Annotated in this window: 17 protein-coding genes; 7 read left to right on the plus strand and 10 right to left on the minus strand. The window is 62.6% G+C overall.

Annotated features, from left to right (window positions below; all coding sequences use genetic code 11):
- The first annotated feature begins 74 nt into the window (after positions 1-74).
- From CNX70_RS26610 to panB, 6 genes are all read left to right on the plus strand, one after another.
- Positions 75-1,157, plus strand: coding sequence for an AI-2E family transporter (locus CNX70_RS26610; RefSeq protein WP_096238013.1), 1,083 nt, complete (start codon positions 75-77; stop codon positions 1,155-1,157).
- Between the two features lie 76 nt (positions 1,158-1,233).
- Positions 1,234-1,902 carry a DnaA regulatory inactivator Hda gene (gene hda / locus CNX70_RS26615; protein WP_096238014.1) on the plus strand — a complete coding sequence of 223 codons (669 nt, stop codon included), beginning with the start codon at positions 1,234-1,236 and terminating at the stop codon, positions 1,900-1,902.
- Positions 1,902-2,573 (plus strand): histidinol-phosphatase, encoded by a 672-nt coding sequence (locus tag CNX70_RS26620; RefSeq protein WP_096238696.1) that lies wholly within the window; start codon positions 1,902-1,904, stop codon positions 2,571-2,573. The genes hda and CNX70_RS26620 overlap by 1 nt, the downstream gene beginning before the upstream one ends.
- A complete protein-coding gene (pcnB, locus tag CNX70_RS26625) occupies positions 2,566-3,939 on the plus strand; it encodes a polynucleotide adenylyltransferase PcnB (RefSeq protein WP_096238015.1) in 1,374 nt (457 codons plus the stop codon). The genes CNX70_RS26620 and pcnB overlap by 8 nt, the downstream gene beginning before the upstream one ends.
- Positions 3,939-4,415 carry a 2-amino-4-hydroxy-6-hydroxymethyldihydropteridine diphosphokinase gene (gene folK / locus CNX70_RS26630; RefSeq protein ID WP_096238016.1) on the plus strand — a complete coding sequence of 159 codons (477 nt, stop codon included), beginning with the start codon at positions 3,939-3,941 and terminating at the stop codon, positions 4,413-4,415. Before pcnB ends, folK begins: the two co-directional genes overlap by 1 nt.
- A gap of 108 nt (positions 4,416-4,523) precedes the next feature.
- Positions 4,524-5,399 carry a 3-methyl-2-oxobutanoate hydroxymethyltransferase gene (panB, locus tag CNX70_RS26635; protein WP_208624473.1) on the plus strand — a complete coding sequence of 292 codons (876 nt, stop codon included), beginning with the start codon at positions 4,524-4,526 and terminating at the stop codon, positions 5,397-5,399.
- Between the two features lie 14 nt (positions 5,400-5,413).
- On the opposite strand, the gene CNX70_RS26640 is transcribed toward panB, so the two are convergent.
- The 10 genes from CNX70_RS26640 to CNX70_RS28460 form a co-directional block, all read right to left on the minus strand.
- Positions 5,414-5,746 (minus strand): helix-turn-helix transcriptional regulator, encoded by a 333-nt coding sequence (locus CNX70_RS26640; RefSeq protein WP_096238017.1) that lies wholly within the window; start codon positions 5,744-5,746, stop codon positions 5,414-5,416.
- A 1-nt stretch (position 5,747) separates the two neighbouring features.
- Positions 5,748-7,040: a type II toxin-antitoxin system HipA family toxin gene (locus CNX70_RS26645; protein ID WP_096238018.1), complete on the minus strand. Its 1,293-nt coding sequence runs from the start codon at positions 7,038-7,040 to the stop codon at positions 5,748-5,750.
- A gap of 173 nt (positions 7,041-7,213) precedes the next feature.
- Positions 7,214-8,701, minus strand: a complete 1,488-nt coding sequence (locus tag CNX70_RS26650; protein ID WP_096238019.1) for an aldehyde dehydrogenase — start codon at positions 8,699-8,701, stop codon at positions 7,214-7,216.
- A gap of 30 nt (positions 8,702-8,731) precedes the next feature.
- Positions 8,732-9,583: an ABC transporter permease gene (locus tag CNX70_RS26655; RefSeq protein WP_096238020.1), complete on the minus strand. Its 852-nt coding sequence runs from the start codon at positions 9,581-9,583 to the stop codon at positions 8,732-8,734.
- Positions 9,580-10,509 (minus strand): ABC transporter permease subunit, encoded by a 930-nt coding sequence (locus CNX70_RS26660; protein ID WP_096238021.1) that lies wholly within the window; start codon positions 10,507-10,509, stop codon positions 9,580-9,582. The genes CNX70_RS26655 and CNX70_RS26660 overlap by 4 nt, the downstream gene beginning before the upstream one ends.
- 7 nt (positions 10,510-10,516) lie before the next feature.
- Entirely contained in the window at positions 10,517-11,665 is a 1,149-nt protein-coding gene (locus CNX70_RS26665; RefSeq protein ID WP_096238022.1) for an ABC transporter ATP-binding protein, read from the minus strand.
- A gap of 205 nt (positions 11,666-11,870) precedes the next feature.
- Positions 11,871-13,331, minus strand: a complete 1,461-nt coding sequence (locus tag CNX70_RS26670; RefSeq protein WP_096238023.1) for an aspartate aminotransferase family protein — start codon at positions 13,329-13,331, stop codon at positions 11,871-11,873.
- Between the two features lie 12 nt (positions 13,332-13,343).
- Positions 13,344-14,714 carry a glutamine synthetase family protein gene (locus CNX70_RS26675; RefSeq protein ID WP_071075305.1) on the minus strand — a complete coding sequence of 457 codons (1,371 nt, stop codon included), beginning with the start codon at positions 14,712-14,714 and terminating at the stop codon, positions 13,344-13,346.
- Between the two features lie 71 nt (positions 14,715-14,785).
- Entirely contained in the window at positions 14,786-15,562 is a 777-nt protein-coding gene (locus CNX70_RS26680; RefSeq protein ID WP_096238024.1) for a gamma-glutamyl-gamma-aminobutyrate hydrolase family protein, read from the minus strand.
- Positions 15,563-15,696: 134 nt separating this feature from the next.
- On the minus strand, positions 15,697-15,849 hold the full coding sequence (locus tag CNX70_RS28460; protein ID WP_157751296.1) for a hypothetical protein: 153 nt from the start codon (positions 15,847-15,849) through the stop codon (positions 15,697-15,699).
- On the opposite strand from CNX70_RS28460, the gene CNX70_RS26685 reads away from it, so the two are divergent.
- On the plus strand, positions 15,848-16,993 hold the full coding sequence (locus CNX70_RS26685; RefSeq protein WP_096238025.1) for an MFS transporter: 1,146 nt from the start codon (positions 15,848-15,850) through the stop codon (positions 16,991-16,993). The genes CNX70_RS28460 and CNX70_RS26685 overlap by 2 nt on opposite strands.
- Position 16,994 lies beyond the last annotated feature (1 nt).

Consider the following 16,994-nt stretch of genomic DNA (forward strand, 5'->3'; position numbering starts at 1 on the left):
AAGACGCTATTTTATCAAACTGCCTCGCCATTTCGTAATTAACTGCCTTTTTTTAACGCAACAGCACAAACTACATGCCATTCGCCATCACCGCCGAGCAGAAGCAAACAGCATTTTGGATCGCGGTCTGGCTGGCATTCTTGCTGCTGCTCGTCAGCCTGGGCCCCATCCTGACGCCCTTCCTGGCCGCCGCCATCCTCGCCTACGTGCTCAATCCTGGCGTGGACCGCTTGCAACGCCTGCATTACAAGCGCTTTTACGTGCCCCGACCGCTGGCCGTGCTGGTCGTCGTGGTGTTGTTTTTCCTCGCCATTACCGCACTGGTGCTGATTGTCGTACCCGTGTTGCAAAAGGAAATCCCCTTGCTGCAAGCGCAGATCCCGCAATTCCTGAACAAGGCGAATGATTTCCTGGCGCCAAAACTGCGCGACCTGGGCATCCGCGTGCGCCTCGACGGCACGGGCATCAAGCGCATGCTGGGCCAGCAGATGGCCACCAGCGGCGATGAAATCTGGAGCACCGTGCTGGCCTCGGCGCGCATCGGCGGCACGGCCGTGCTGGGCTGGCTGGCCACCGTGGTGCTGATTCCCGTCGTGTTGTTCTACCTGTTGCTGGACTGGCACCCGATGCTGGCACGCATCGCCGGCGCCGTGCCGCGCCGCTGGGTCGGGCGCACGGTGGGCATGGCGCAGGAAGTCGACACCCTGCTGGCGCAATACCTGCGCGGCCAGCTGCTCGTCATGCTGGTACTGGCCACGTACTACTCGGTGGCGCTGGCCATCGCCGGTTTTGAAGTGGCATTGCCTGTCGGCATCATTACGGGCTTGCTGGTGTTCATCCCCTACCTGGGCTTCGGCCTGGGACTGATGCTGGCGCTGATCGCCGCCCTGCTGCAGTTTGCCGACTGGAGCGGCGTGATCGCCGTCGCCGTCATCTACGGCTGCGGCCAGGTCATCGAAGGCTTTTTCCTCACGCCGCGCCTGGTGGGCGAGCGCATCGGCCTGAACCCGCTGGCCGTCATTTTCGCTTTATTGGCTTTCGGACAACTGTTCGGTTTCGTCGGCGTTTTGCTCGCTTTACCCGCTTCTGCCGTGTTGATGGTCGCTTTTAAGCATCTAAGACGCCACTACCTCTCCAGCAGCTTCTATAATACCTAGTAAAAGCGGATATCATATCAACCTGGCAATACCACGATGCACATGCAGTAATGAAAAACAGGACAAGGCGTACGCCATGAAACAACTGGTGCTCGATTTAGGCACAGACCAGGCGCACAGCCTCGATACCTTCGAGGTGGGACAGAATGCCGAAGTGGCGCAGCTGATGCGCCAGTTCGCCGCGCGCACGTCGCGCGAACATTTTGCCTACCTGTGGGGCGAACTGGCCGCCGGCAAGAGCCATCTGCTCAAGGCCCTGGCCAGCACCGAGCGCGCGCGCTACATTTCGCCGTTCTCGATCGAGTCCGAATTCATGTATTCGCCCGACGTCGACCTGTACCTGCTCGACGACTGCGAAAAGCTGTCGCCGCTGGCGCAGATCGATGCCTTTGCCCTGTTCAATGAAATCCGCGCCAACAAGGCCTACATGGTGTGCAGCGGCGCCGTGCCGCCAGCCGTGCTGCCCGTGCGCGAAGACTTGCGCACGCGCATGGGCTGGGGCCTGATCTATCAGATCCACGGCTTGACCGACGATGAAAAAATCGCCGCCCTGACCCAGGCGGCCACCACCCGCGGCTTGACCTTGTCGCCGGGCGTGTTACCCTATCTGCTGTCCCATTTCCGGCGCGACATGCGTTCGCTGTCGACGATGCTGGACTCTCTCGACCTCTACTCCCTTGAAACCCAACGCCCGATCACCTTGCCATTGTTGCGCGAGTTGCTGCAGGCGGAAGCGAAAGAATGATGAATCTGGCCCTGTTTGACCTCGACCACACCCTGCTGCCCATCGACTCGGATCACGAGTGGGGCGAATTCCTGGTACGCATCGGTGCCGTGGACGCCGCCGAATTCACCCGTCGCAACGACGAATTTTTCGCGCAGTACCAGGCCGGCACCCTGGACCCGGTGGAATACCTGGAATTCTCGCTCGGCACGCTGGCGCAGTTTCCGCGCGCACGCCTGGAAGCGCTGCACCGGCAATTCATGGCCGAAGTGGTCTTGCCGTCCATCCGCCCCGAAGTCGTGGCCTTGCTCAAGCAGCACCAGGACGCGGGCGATTTGCTGGCCATCGTCACGGCCACCAACCATTTCATCACCAAGCCCATCGCCGATGCGCTGGGCGTCGAGCACCTGCTGGCCGCCATGCCCGAATATGACGCTGCAGGCAACGTCACGGGCAAGCTGCTGGGCACGCCGACCCTGGGCGCGGGCAAGCTGACCCACACCCACGCCTGGCTGGAAAAGATGGGCAAGGAACTGGGGCAGTTCGAGCGCAGCTATTTTTACAGCGATTCCCATAACGACATTCCCTTGCTATCGGTCGTGACCCACCCTGTCGCGACCAATCCCAACACCGCTTTGAGCGCACACGCATCCCTCCACGGCTGGCCATCACTCCACTTATTCAATGATTAAAAAATTCATCCGCAAGATCCTCGGCGTTAAAAAAGAGGCAGCGCGCGACACCACGGCACCCATCGTGCTCGGTCCCGCGCAACACGGAATCGACCCGAAACTGGTGTCGTCGAATGCCATCCGCGTCACCAGCAGCCTGCAGGAAGCCGGTTTTGAGGCCTTTGTCGTCGGCGGCGCCGTGCGCGACCTGCTGCTGGGCGTCAAACCCAAAGACTTCGACATCGCCACCAACGCCACGCCGGAACAGGTCAAGCGATTGTTCCGCCGCGCCTTCATCATCGGCAAGCGCTTCCAGATCGTGCACGTGATGTTCGGCCAGGATTTGCTGGAAGTGACGACCTTCCGTGGCGCCGGCGCCGACTCCGCGCCCAAGGATGAACATGGCCGCGTCCTGCGCGACAATACCTTCGGCTTGCAGCACGAAGATGCGCTGCGCCGCGACTTCACCATCAACGCCATGTACTACAACCCGGCCACGCAGGAAGTGCTCGATTACCACGGCGGCGTGGAAGATATCCGCGCCAAGACCTTGCGCATGATCGGCAAGCCCGAAGAGCGCTACCGCGAAGATCCCGTGCGCATGCTGCGCGTGGTGCGCTTCGCCGCCAAGCTGAAATTCACCATCGAGCCGCATACGGCCGCGCCGATTGCCATCATGGCGCCGCTGATCAACAATGTACCGGCGCCGCGCGTGTTCGACGAGATGCTGAAACTGCTGATGAGCGGCCACGCACTGGCCTGCCTGCAGCAGTTGCGCAAGGAAGGCTTGCATCATGGCTTGCTGCCGCTGCTCGACGTGGTGCTGGAGCAGCCGCTGGGCGCGAAATTCGTCACCCTGGCGCTGGACGCCACGGATCAACGCATCGCCGCCGGCAAGACTGTCTCGCCAGGCTTCCTGTTTGCCTCGCTGCTGTGGCACCAGGTGCTGGAAAAATGGACGGCCTACCGCGCCGCCGGCGAATCGACGATTCCCGCGCTGCACCTGGCGGCCGACGACGTGCTCGACTCGCAAACGGAAAAGCTGGCCCTGCAGCGCAAGATCGGCTCCGACATGCGCGACATCTGGTCGATGCAGCCGCGTTTCGAGCGCAGAGTCGGCAAGGCGCCGCACAAATTACTGGAACACCTGCGCTTCCGCGCCGGCTACGACTTCCTGCTGCTGCGCTGCGCCTCGGGCGAGATCGACATGGAGATCGGCGAATGGTGGACCGCCTTCTATGAGGGCGACGAGGAAACGCGCGAAGCGCTGCTCGTCAGCGCGAATGCCGCGCCGGGCGCCGTCAAGAAGAAGCGCCCGCCACGCCGCAGCACGCGCAGCAAGACGAGTACAGGCGGCTCGACCACCGGCAGCAGCAGCGACGAATAATGGTCGTCATTGCTTACATCGGCATCGGGGCCAACCTGGGCGACGCGCGCGCGAATGTGCAGGATGCGATTGCGCGCCTGGCGCGCCTGCCCGGCGCGTCCCTCGTGGACGCCTCGTCCAGCTACCGCACGGCGCCCATCGCTTCCAGCGGTGACGACTACATCAACGCGGTGGCGCGCATCACGACCACCCTGCCAGCCGAAGAGCTGCTGATGGCGCTGCACGCCATCGAGGCGGCGCACGGGCGCGAACGGCCTTACCGTAACGCCCCGCGCACGCTGGACCTGGACTTGCTGCTGTACGGCGATGAACAGATCGCCAGCGCCAGCCTGACGGTGCCGCATCCACGCATCACCGAGCGCGCCTTCGTGCTGGTGCCGCTGCTCGAACTGGCGCCCGCCGTCGCCGTGCCCGGCCTCGGGCCAGCGCAGGACTACCTGGCGGGCGTGACAGACCAGGCCATCAGCCAGCTCTGAGCGCCACGCGGCATTGCTCTACCATGCCGCCCCTGCACGCCGCGATATAAAGTACTACACTAGCGGCGTCGCAATAGCATCACCCCCCTTTCACTCTAGAGAATACCTATGTCCGCTTATTTGCAAGGAACAGATCTGGCCGCAAAAGACAAGGCCGCCACGCCGGCGCCGGCGCCATCCAAGCCTGTCGCCAACAAGGCCGTGACCATCCACACCTTGGCCACGCTGCGCGCCGCCCGCGAAAAGATCACCATGCTGACCTGCTATGACGCCAGCTTCGCGTCGCTGATGGACCGCTGCGGCGTAGAGATCCTGCTGATCGGCGATTCGCTCGGCATGGTCTGCAACGGCCACAACTCCACCCTGCCCGTCACCGTGGCCGAACTGGCTTACCACACGGCTTCCGTGGCGCGCGGCGCCAAGTCGGCCATGATCATGTCCGACTTGCCGTTCGGCGCGTATGGCACGCCCGAAACAGCGTATGCCAACGCCGTCATCCTGATGCAGGCTGGCGCGCACATGATCAAGATCGAAGGCGGCGCCTGGCTGGCCGAGACCGTCCGTTTTCTCACGCAGCGCGGCATTCCCATCTGCGCCCACATCGGCCTGACGCCGCAATCGGTGCACCAGCTGGGCGGCTACAAGGTGCAGGGCAAGAGCACGGAAAGCGCCGCAGAACTGAAAAACGACGCGCTGGCGCTGCAAAACGCGGGCGCCGCCATCGTGCTGATGGAAGCCATGCCGTCGCAGCTGGGCAAGGAAGTGACCGACATGTTGACGATCCCCACCATCGGCATCGGCGCCGGCCCTGACTGCTCGGGCCAGGTGCTCGTCATGCACGACATGCTGGGCGTGTTCCCAGGCCGCAAGGCGCGCTTCGTGCGCAACTTCATGGAAGGCGCGGCCAGCATCGACGACGCCGTCACCGGCTATGTGAACGCCGTCAAGGATGGCAGCTTCCCGGCGCTGGAACACTGCTTCTGATCTTCTGATCTAGCCTATTGAGGCGATATCGCCCTGGCACTCGCCGGGGCGATTTCTTTTTCGCGCAGCGTTTCTGTGCGTACAAAGGCCACCTCCAGTCCAAAGAACTGCCCGATACGGTTCAGCGTCTGGATGGTCGGATTGCCTTTGCCGCTCTCGATCTCCTTGATGGTTTTCAGGCTGACCCCTCGGTGTTGCGCAAATTGTGCCTGCGTCAGGCGCGAGATGGCCCGCATTTCCTTGACGGCATGCTGTAGCGTGACGGCGCCTGCTTCAATGGCTGCGTAAAGCACTGCCCTGCGCTGCCGCAACTCTTCCTTGTCAACGGTCTTTTTCGTACGCGCCATGTCAGTGCTCTCCCAATGCCTTGAGCTGTTCGATCTGCCCGGCGATATGTGGCCGGAGGAAAGCAATGATGTCATCATCCACGCCTGCCTCCCGCATATGCTGTTCCAGCGCAAGCAGGTGCCGGGAAAATCCGTATAGCGCGAGGCGGATCTGCTGGCGCTCCACGTCCGGCATGCCGATCGTAGCCAGTATCGTCGTCCAGTCATGCAGCTCGTTTTTGGTATCCGGGTGATACCAGCGCGCCGCGCGTGGTATGCCATCCGGGTCCAGGTACATCGGCGCAAAATCGAACAGCGGCGTGAGGCGCACCTCGGCACCAATTTGCTGCACCGCCGTATTGCGTGCGTGATTATCGGTATTGCGCATGGCCAGGTTCAAGATATCGCGTTTGAGAAATTCGATGGTTTCCGCAGTCTTGTCGCTGACGACAGCGCGCAGCGCCTGCAATAGGTCGAACTGGCTGGGCGTGGCTTCAAAGCCAACGATACCTGCCAGCGAAGCGGCGCTTTCCTGATGCAGCCGCAGCACTTTTCCATTCCGGATGTGGCGGTCAAAACGGGGAATGAACAAGGTATCGTCCCAGAAGCGCAGCTGGCCTTCGGTGCGCAAGCCCACCGCGCGCGCCACAGTCATGTATGCGGCTTCATTTCTCAATACCTTGGCGTCGCTTGCGGTCTTTCCGCGCGGACGCTTGACGATGAAATGGGCAGCCGCGTCCTGGTCCGCCAGGGCGCCATCGGCATGCCAGAGACCGGCATGGTCAGTGGTCAGCAGATATTTCGGCGCCGCTCCTTGCACCCCCAGAGTGCCGGCGGCCAGCATGCCATGCACCAGCATGCGCTCATTGAAAGCATCGCCGCGACCGATGATCTCGTCCAGTGAAAAGCCGCTCAGCGGCTTGCCCTGGTCATGGCGATGCATATGTTGTGCGTAGTACTGCACGGCCTCGGCGATGCGCACGCGCCCGACGGGATTGAATGCGCCGGCGCACATCAGCGGAAAATCGGCAGCCGGACCATCGGCCAGTTGAAGCTGCCCAAGCAGATATTGCCGTCCGCTTCCCTGGGGAATCAGGTCAAAGAGAAAGGCTGGCCATTGCGCCAGCTTCTGCATCTCTGCCGTGACGGGAAAACGCAGCGAGACAGGTCCGCTCTCAAGCGTGAAGAACGCATAATCGAGGTCATACTCGAACAGCGCAGCGGTGCGTGGATTGCCGCCTGCAGGCTCAAGCAAAGTCAGCGATGCGCAATCGTGCCACGCATCATCATGAAAAATTTGAAAATGGCATTGCATGGCGGCTCCACTGGATCTTATAGTAGCTAATTGTGTTGAGTTTATCCCTAAATTAGCACTTATACGATCCAAATTTTAACAAGTGTAGCGCCGTGAAAAAATTAATAGCACCCAAAAGAACTATTTTAAGCCATTAACATCCATAAATAGCCCTTTTAAGTACCTTTATCAAATTACCCCACCTGTATCCACGTCGTCTTCAGCTCCGTGTATTTATCGAGCGCGTGCAATGACTTGTCGCGCCCGTTGCCCGACTGCTTGTAGCCGCCGAACGGCACGGTGATGTCGTCGCCGTCGTACTGGTTGACGTGCACGGTACCCGCGCGCAAGGCGCGCGCCGTCTGGATCGCCTTGGTGATGTCGGAGGTCCATACGGCCGCCTGCAAGCCGTATGGCGTGGCGTTGGCCTGTTGAATGGCGTCGGCGATATCCGTAAAGCCCAGCACGGACAGCACGGGGCCGAAGATCTCTTCACGCGCGATCGTCATGCCGGCCTCCACGCCGAAGATGGTCGGCTGCACGTAATAGCCGCCTGTCTCCGCGCGCACGGCCTCGCCGCCACCCAGCAGCTGCGCGCCTTCGTTCTTGCCGGCCGCGATATAACCCATCACCGTGTTCATCTGCGTGGCGTCGACAATCGCCCCCATGACGGTGGCTTCATCGAGCGGATCGCCAGGCTGGAAGCGGGGCAGCATGGCCAGCGCCTTGGCAAGGAATTCCTGCTTGATCGATTCTTCCACGAACAAACGCGAGGGCGCATTGCAGCTTTCGCCCTGGTTGAAAAAGATGGAACCGACGGCGGCTGCCACGGCCTTGTCGAGGTCCGGGCAATCGGCGCAGACAATATTTGCCGACTTGCCGCCCAGTTCCGTCCACGCCCGCTTCAGGTTCGACTGGCCCGCCATCTGCACGATCAATTTGCCCGTGCGCGTGGAACCCGTAAAGCCGATGCAATCGACATCCATGTGCAGCGCCAGCGCGGCGCCAGCTTCATTGCCGTAGCCTGGCAGCACGTTGAAAACACCGGCCGGCACGCCCGCCTCCAGCGCGATGTCGGCCAGGCGCAGCGCCGTCAGCGGCGATTTTTCGGACGGTTTCAGTATCACGCTGTTGCCGGCCGCGAGGGCCGGCGCGATCTTCCAGGCGGCCATGATCATCGGGTAATTCCACGGCACGATGGCGGCGACGACGCCCACCGGTTCGCGCGTGATCAGGGCCAGGCTGTTGGCAGGGGTCGGGGCGATTTCATCGTAGACCTTGTCGATCGCCTCGCCATACCAGCGCAGGCAATTGGCCGTGGCGCCCACGTCCACGCTCTGGCTGTACTTGATCGGTTTGCCCATATCCAGCGTTTCCAGCAGGGCCAACTCGGGACCGTTCTGCTGCACCAGGTCGGCGAACTTGATCAATATCCGCTTGCGCTGCGCGGGCGACTTGCCGGCCCAGCGGCGGTCATCGAAGGCGGCGCGGGCGGCCAGCACGGCCGCATCCACATCGGCGGTGTCGCAGCGGGCCACCTGCCCCAGCAGGCGCCCGTCGATGGGCGACAGATTGTCGAAAGTCTGGCCGGACCTGGCCGGGACCCGCTCGCCGTTGATGAAGGCGCGTCCATCGATCGCGAGCGCTGCGGCCCGTGCATGCCAGCTGGTGTTTTCCGTCATGGTCATCTCCTGTGTCAGTGTAAGAGCAGCTTACTCCTGGTCTGCCAAATACGCCGCCGCCATCTGCTTGCGGCGCTGCCGGTCGGCGCGCGCCAGCAGCACGGCATACACGATGACGGCGAGCGTCACCACCAGAATCGTCAGCGCGGCGATGGCATTCACGCGCGGATCGAGCCCCAGGCGCGCGCGCGAGAAGATCACCAGCGGCATCGTCGTCGAACCGGGGCCGGACAAAAAGGCTGACAGCACCACGTCATCGAGCGACAGGGTGAACGTTAGCAGCCAGGCCGACGCCAGCGCCTGCGTGATGTTCGGCAGGGTCACTAGGAAGAATACCTGGTGCGCGCGGCAGCCCAGGTCCATCGCCGCTTCGGCCAACGATTTACTCATCTCCTGCAGGCGCGACTGCACCACCACGGCCGCATACGCCATGCCCAGCAGGGTGTGACCGAACCACATCGTCAGCACGCCCCGCTCGGGAAAGCCAAAGACCTTTTGCATGGACACCAGCATCAGCAGCAAGGACAGGCCGATGATCACTTCCGGCATCACCAGCGGCGCGCTGACCATGGACGAGAACAAGGTGCGGCCGCGGAAGCGCTGGTAATTGGTCAGCGCAAAGGCGGCGAAGGTGCCCAGGATGACGGACGAGGTGGCCGACATGAAGGCGATTTTCAATGACAGGCCGAAGCCGGAAATGATTTCCGTATCGCTCATCAACTCGCTGTACCAGCGCAGCGAAAAGCCGCTCCACACCATGTCCTGGCGCGAGCTGTTGAACGAAAAGACAATCAGCACGATGATGGGCAGGTAGAGGAACAGATAGCCGAGCGCGAGCCAGCCGCGCCCGAACCAGCGCTGCAGGAAATGACGTCCGTTCATGTGCGCTCCTCCGCGTCCTGGTCCGTCTTGTATTTGTTAAAAATGGCCATCGGCACGAGGATCAGCAAGACCACCAGCACCGTCACGGACGAAGCCATGGCCCAGTCGTTATTCGTGAAATACTCATCCCACAGCACGCGGCCGATCATCAACGTTTCCGGCCCGCCCAGCAGCTCGGGAATCACGTATTCGCCCACGGACGGGATGAACACCAGCATGGCGCCGGCGATGATGCCCGATTTCGACAGCGGCACGGTGATGCGCCAGAACGCCTGCAAAGGCGTGGCGCCCAGGTCGGCCGCCGCTTCCAGGTAGCGCACGTCCATTTTCACCAGATTCGCATACAGGGGCAGGATCATGAACGGCAGGTAGGCGTACACCATGCCGACCACCAGCGAGAATGAAGTATTCATCATGTGCAGCGGTTCCTGCACGATGCCCAGGGCGATCAGCAGATCGTTGAGCAAGCCGTGGTTGGCCAGGATGCCCTTCCACGCATACACGCGCAGCAGGAACGAGGTCCAGAACGGCAGCATCACCAGCAGCATCAGCACGGGCCGGATCGACGGTCTGGCGCGCGCCATGAAGTAGGCGAACGGGTAGCCTAGAACGAGACAGATGGCCGTGGTGATGGCCGCGTACTTGATGGAACTGAGGTAGGTGAGCAGGTACAGTTCATCGGCGGCGATGAACAGGTAGTTGGCGATTTTCACCTTCAGCACGACGATGCCGTCGACATACGACAGCAAGCCGCCGAACGGGCTGCCCGCCGTGTCCATGTCGGACAGGCTGATGCGCAGCACGATCAGGAAAGGCACCAAAAAAGCCGCCGTGAGGAACAGCGCCGGCACGGCGATGACGGCGTTGCGCCCGGTGAGCCAACGCAAGGTGAGCAGGCTGCGCAGCGATTGCAGGAGGAAAGTCATGATGGCCTCAGCTGGTCAGCACGACGATGTCGGCGCCATCCCACCAGACCCACACGCGCTGTTCGCGCTCCAGGCGCGCGGCGTCGTGGCGGGCCGCGTTGGTACGCGAGACTTTCACCAGCGTACCGCTGTCGAGGCGCACATGGTAGCTGGTTTCATTGCCAAAATACGCCATGGCGACGATTGCTCCTTGCGCGCAGTTGTAGCCGTGTTCGGCCGGCGACGCGCGCTCCTCCAAAGCGGGTGGCGCGATCTGAATGCCGATTTTTTCGGGGCGCACGGCCACCGAGACATCCATGCCCAGATTGCCCGTGATGCCGTGCGAAACATAGTGCTCGCCATCGGGCGTGGCGATCACCACGTGATCGGGTTCATCTTCCGTGATGCGCCCGTCGAACAGGTTCACGCTGCCGATGAAGTCGGCGACGAAACGGCAGTTCGGCGTCTCGTAGATTTCGCCCGGTGCGCCCACTTGCAGGATGCGTCCTCCGCTCATGACGGCGATGCGCGTGGCCATGCTCATGGCCTCGTCCTGGTCGTGCGTGACCATCACGCAGGTGACGCCCACCTGCTCGATGATATTGACCAGTTCCATCTGCGTGCGTTCGCGCAGTTTTTTATCCAGCGCGCCCAGCGGCTCGTCGAGCAGCAGCAACTGCGGCCGCTTGGCCAGGCTGCGCGCCAGCGCCACGCGCTGCTGCTGCCCACCCGACAGCTGGTGCGGCTTGCGCTTCGCATACTGGCCCAGCTGCACCAGCGCCAGCATCTGCTCGACCCGTTCGGCGATCTGCGCCTTGGGCAAGCCGTCGCGGCGCAGGCCGAAGGCGATGTTGTCCCACACGGACAGGTGCGGGAACAGCGCATACGACTGGAACATCATGTTGATGGGCCGCTGGTGCGGCGGCACATCGACGATGCTGTTGCCCGCCAGGGCGATCCTGCCCGAGGTCGGCGTCTCGAAGCCAGCCAGCATGCGCAGCAGGGTCGACTTGCCGCAACCTGAACTGCCGAGCAGGGCGAAGATCTCGCCCTGGTTGATCGTCACGGAAATATCATTGACGGCGCGCACGCCATCGAATTCCTTGACCAGCTGATCAATCAGCAAGAAAGGCGCTGGGGCGTCGCTGGCCGACGCGGCAGGTGTTGCTATCGTCATGTGGGTGCTTTGGGTAAGAGGGTGTCAAAATGAAAAACTGGCCGCTGTAGGAGCGGCCAAGATGGAAGTTTAGCGGAACTGCCGCGATTCTGGTCCAAAAAAACTTGAGTTAGCGTCTATTTTGGTGAAAAACTGACACCAACCGCAGAGCAAACCCCGGGGTCGTACCCTGAGGCTACGACCCCAGCCCTTGCGTTTGGGTTCACTACACCCAGCCCTTCGCTTTCACATCCGCATACGTCTTGTCCAGGCACACGCGTATCAGGCCCACCATTTCATCGATCTGCGCGCGCGTCATGACCAGGGGCGGGGCAACGATCATGCGCTCGCCCACGGCGCGCATGATGACGCCGTTGTCGAACATGTGGCCACGGCAGATCATGCCCACGCCCTGGTCCTCGTCGAACAACTCGTTCTCATGCACGGTGGCGCCCTTCTTGCGCACCAGGTTCAGGCCCGCCACCAGGCCGCAGCTGTCCGCGTAGCCGACCAGCGGATGCTCGCCCAGGCTGGCGAAGCACTGCTTCAGGTACGGTCCCGTATCGTCGGCCACCTTCGCCACCAGCTGCTCTTCCTCGATGATGCGGATGTTTTCCAGCGCCGCCGCGCAGGCCACGGGATGGCCCGAATACGTAAAGCCATGCGTGAATTCGCCGCCCTGTTCAATCAAGACTTTAGCGACGCGATCCCCCACCAGCACGCCGCCCAGCGGCACGTAGCCCGAGGTGACGCCCTTGGCAAACGTGATCAGGTCGGGCTTGATGCCGAACAGTTCGGAGCCGAACCAGCGCCCAAGGCGGCCGAAGCCGCAGATGACTTCATCGGCGATCAGCAAAATGCCGTACTTGTCGCAGATGCGCTGGATCTCGGGCCAGTAGGTACCTGGAGGGATGATGACGCCGCCCGCGCCCTGCACCGGTTCACCGATGAAGGCGGCCACCTTGTCGGCGCCGATCTCGAGGATTTTGTCTTCCAGCCAGCCGGCCGCTTTGATACCGAATTCCTCGGGACTCAATCCGTGGCCCGATTCCAGGTAATTCGGCTGGCCGATATGCGCGATACCGGGTATCGGCAAGCCGCCCTGCGCATGCATGCCATCCATGCCGCCCAGGGACGCTCCCGCCACCGTGCTGCCGTGATACGCGTTGTGGCGGCTGATGATGGTGTGGCGCTCCTGGTAGCCGAGGATGTCCCAGTAGCGGCGCACCATGCGCAGGTTCGTGTCGTTGCCTTCCGAGCCGGAGCTGGTGAAGAACACGTGCTGGAACTGCGGCGGCGATATTTGCGCCAGCTTGGCGGCCAGTTGCGCGGCCGGCACGTTGGTCGTGCCAAAGAAGCTGTTATAGAACGGCAGCGTCTCCATTTGCCGGTACACGGCTTGCGAGATCGAGGTGCGTCCATAGCCCACGTTGACGCACCACAGGCCCGACATGCCGTCGACGATTTTCTTGCCCTGGCTATCCCACAGGTAGACGCCATCGCCGCGCACGATCACCCTGGCGCCTTTCGATGCGAGGTCCTGGAAATCGGTGAACGGGTGCAGGTAATGGGCCGTATCCATTTTCTGGATGGCGGCCGTGTCATAAACCTGCGGCGCCGCATTCCTTTGCGCCACGGAGGAGACAAAAGCGGCGCTCGGCGCCAGCGGATTGTTTGTTGTACTCATTGCGATCCTTTCTTAAACGTGGAGCAGAAGATGTTCGCGCTCCCACGGGCTGATGACGGTCATGAATTCCTGGTGCTCCAGGTCCTTGATGGCCGCATACACGTCGATGAAGCGCTCGCCAAGCACCGTGCGCAGCTTGTCTTCCGCGCGCAGCAGTTGCAGGGCTTCGGGCAAGCCTTGCGGCAGCTCGAATTTCATGTCGTAGGCGCTGCCCACCATCATCGGCGTCGCTTCCAGCTGCTCCGTCATGCCCAGATAGCCGCAGGCCAGGGTGACGGCCAGCGCCAGGTAGGGATTCGCGTCGGCGCCGATGATGCGGTTTTCCACGCGGCGGTCCTGCACGCCCGACTCGGGTACGCGGAAACCCACGGTGCGGTTGTCCAGTCCCCACTGGATGTTGATCGGCGCGGCCGTATGGCGCACGATGCGGCGGTAGGAATTCACGTAGGGCGCGACGATGGCCATGGCCGACGGCATGTAGCGCTGCAGCCCCGCGATGTAATGCTTGAAGATGGGCGCGGCCGAACCGTCGTCGTTGCTGAAGATATTCAAGCCCGTCTTCGCATCGACAACGCTCTGGTGCACATGCATGGCGGACCCTGGTTCGCCGGCCATGGGCTTGGCCATGAAGGTGGCGTACATATCGTGCTTCAAAGCCGCTTCACGCAGGGTGCGCTTGAAGAAGAAGACCTTGTCGGCCAGGCCCAGCGGGTCGCCGTGCAGGAAGTTGATTTCCATCTGCCCTGCGCCGATTTCGTGGATCAGGGTGTCGACGTCAAGGTTCATCAGTTCGCAGTAATCGTAGATATCCTCGAACAGCGGGTCGAATTCGTTGACGGCGTCGATGCTGTACACCTGGCGGCTGGTCTCGGCCCGGCCGCTGCGGCCGATGGGCGGCTTCAGCGGCAAGTCGGGGTCCGTGTTTTTCGCCGTCAGGTAGAACTCCAGCTCCGGCGCCACCACGGGCTTCCAGCCCTTGTCCGCATACAGTTTCAGCACGCGCCGCAGTACAGATCTTGGAGCAAAATCGACCAGCGCGCCATCGGAAAAATAGCAGTCGTGGATGACTTGCGCGGTGGGATCGGTAGCCCACGGCACCATGGTGATGGTGGTGGGATCGGCCTTCAAGATCATGTCGCGGTCGGTGCTGGAAATGGCACGGTCATAGCCGCCATCATCGACCGGGTAATTGCCCGTCACGGTCATGCCCAGCACCGCCTCCGGGATGCGCATGCCGCGCTCCTGGGTGAATTTCCCGCGCGGCAGAATCTTCCCGCGCGCCACGCCCGTCAAGTCGGGCACCAGGCATTCGATTTCCGTGACGCGCTTTTCATTGAGCCACAAATCCATATCCGTATAGGTGAAATTTTCGCGTATTGCCATGTTTCCCTCTCGCTGGTCTTGATCAGGCGCCGCATGCTGCTGGTGCGGCGCACCCGTGCTGTCATCCTGTCCTATCCTGTCCTGTCATTCTTTCTGTGCTGCTGTTCCTGGTAATCGCGGCACACCTGGCCAAAGGCACCGAACAGCCGCATCGACTGCGGATTGTCTTCCACCTGCCATTCCGGGTGCCATTGCACGGCCAGCGTAAAACCGGCGGCGCTGGCCACCGTATAGGCTTCCACCAGGCCGTCGTCGGCCAGGGCATCGACCAGCAAGCCATCGGCCAGCCGGGCGATGCCCTGGCCATGCAGGGAATTGACCATCATTTCGCTCTCGCCGCCCAGCAGCCGTGACAGCAGGCCGTCCGGCATCAACTTGATGCGGTGCGCGGGCGCGTACTGGCGCGCCAGGGGATCGAGCACGTTCTCGCGGTGGTCCATCATGCCCGGCACCGCATGCACGGCCTGGTGCAGGCTGCCGCCCAGGGCCACGTTGACTTCCTGGAAGCCGCGGCAGATGGCGAGCAAGGGCAGCTGGCGCGCCAGCGCGGCGCGGATCAGGGGCAAGGTGGTGGCGTCGCGCGCGGGGTCTTGCGGCAGGTCGGGGTGCAGGATGTCTTCGCCATACAGGCGAGCGTCGACGTTCGAGGCGGAACCGGTCAGCATGACGCCATCGGCGATCCGCAGCGCCGCTTCCAGGTCGGCTTCCAGGCCCAGGGCGGGCAACAGCAGCGGCATGCAGCCGGCGCCGTGCAGCACGGCGTGCAGGTATTTGTCCTGCGCCATGTGCCAAACGTGGCTGCCAAGCTGGCGCTGGCAGGCGGGAACGAGAACGATGGGACGGCGCATAGAGTGCTACCTCGCTGGCGTGACGATCCAATGACAGCGCCATGACAGCGCTGCCGCTCGCTACACTGTACAGCAGAGCCGGTGCAGGCGACCACACTGATGGGCGTGGCCAGCGGCGGCACACATCGCCTACACTACGACTTTGCGATATAGCTTTTATTAAAATCATCATATGCCCGTCCAGCGCCAAACACCAGCGCCACCGGCAAAGTCCCCTTACTTTCCCATGCACCCATACCGTTTTCCAGCCTGCCGACATTACTTTTTAACCCTGCGGGGGCAATCATGAAGCACATGCCATGGCGTGACTTCTTTGCCCTCGTGGTCAGCATCGGCGTGGTCGGCCTTGGCTTGGGCGCGACCATGCCGTTGACGGCGCTGACCCTGCACCAGCGCGGCGTGGGCACGGACATCATCGGCATGATCACGGCCGTCAGCGCGCTCGGCATCCTGGCCGCCTCGCCATTCGTCTCGCGCTGGGTGGGGCGCTTCGGCGCGCGCGCCACCATGCTGGGCGCCGTGTGGGTGGCGTCGCTGGCGACGATCGCCATGCAGTTCACCGACCACCTGCTGGCGTGGAGCGTGCTGCGCTTCCTGTTCGGCGGCGCCATGGGCGTGCTGTTTACCATCGGCGAGGCGTGGGTCAACCGCCTGGCGCCCGACAATTCGCGCGGACGCGTGGTGGCCATGTACACCACCAGTTTTACCTTCTTCCAGCTGATCGGCCCGGCCCTCGTCGCCCTGTTCAACGACAAGATCAGCTGGAGCTTCGCCGCCTGCGGCCTGCTGTTTTTGCTGGCCGTGCCGGGGCTGATGCTGATCTCGAACAGTGGTCCAGCACGCGAACCGGAAGAACACGGTGTGAAGTGGACTTTGATTCTGCCGCGCATGCCGATGATCGTGCTGGGCGCCGCCTTCTTTGCCCTGTTCGACACCCTGGCCTTGAGCCTGTTGCCGCTGTATGCGATGGAGCACGGCATCAGCACGGACCTGGCCCTGCTGTCGGCCACCGTGGTGCTGGTGGGCGACACGGGCCTGCAATTCGCGCTGGGATGGATGGCCGACCGCTACGGCCGCGCCAAAGTCCACGCGGCCTGCGGCGTGGCCGTGTGCCTGCTGCTGCCGCTGCTGCCGTTCGCCGTCGGCACGCCGTGGCTGTGGTGGACCTTGCTGCTGTTGCTGGGCGCGGCGGCGGGCGGCATCTACATGCTGGCGCTGGTGGCCTGCGGCGAGCGCTTCACGGGCCTGTCGCTGACCAGCGCCAGCGCCATCGTCAACGCCACCTGGGGTGTCACCAGCGGCGGCGGCCCCCTGCTGACGGGCGTGCTGATGCAATCAGTAGGCGTGAACGCCCTGCCGGCCGTGATGTGGGTGTGCTGCGCCATTTTCGTCGGCAGCGCAGTGTGGGAACGCAGGAAGGGGATTGTGTAAC

It is taken from the genome of Janthinobacterium svalbardense (assembly GCF_002327145.1).
Lineage (GTDB): Bacteria > Pseudomonadota > Gammaproteobacteria > Burkholderiales > Burkholderiaceae_D > Janthinobacterium > Janthinobacterium tructae.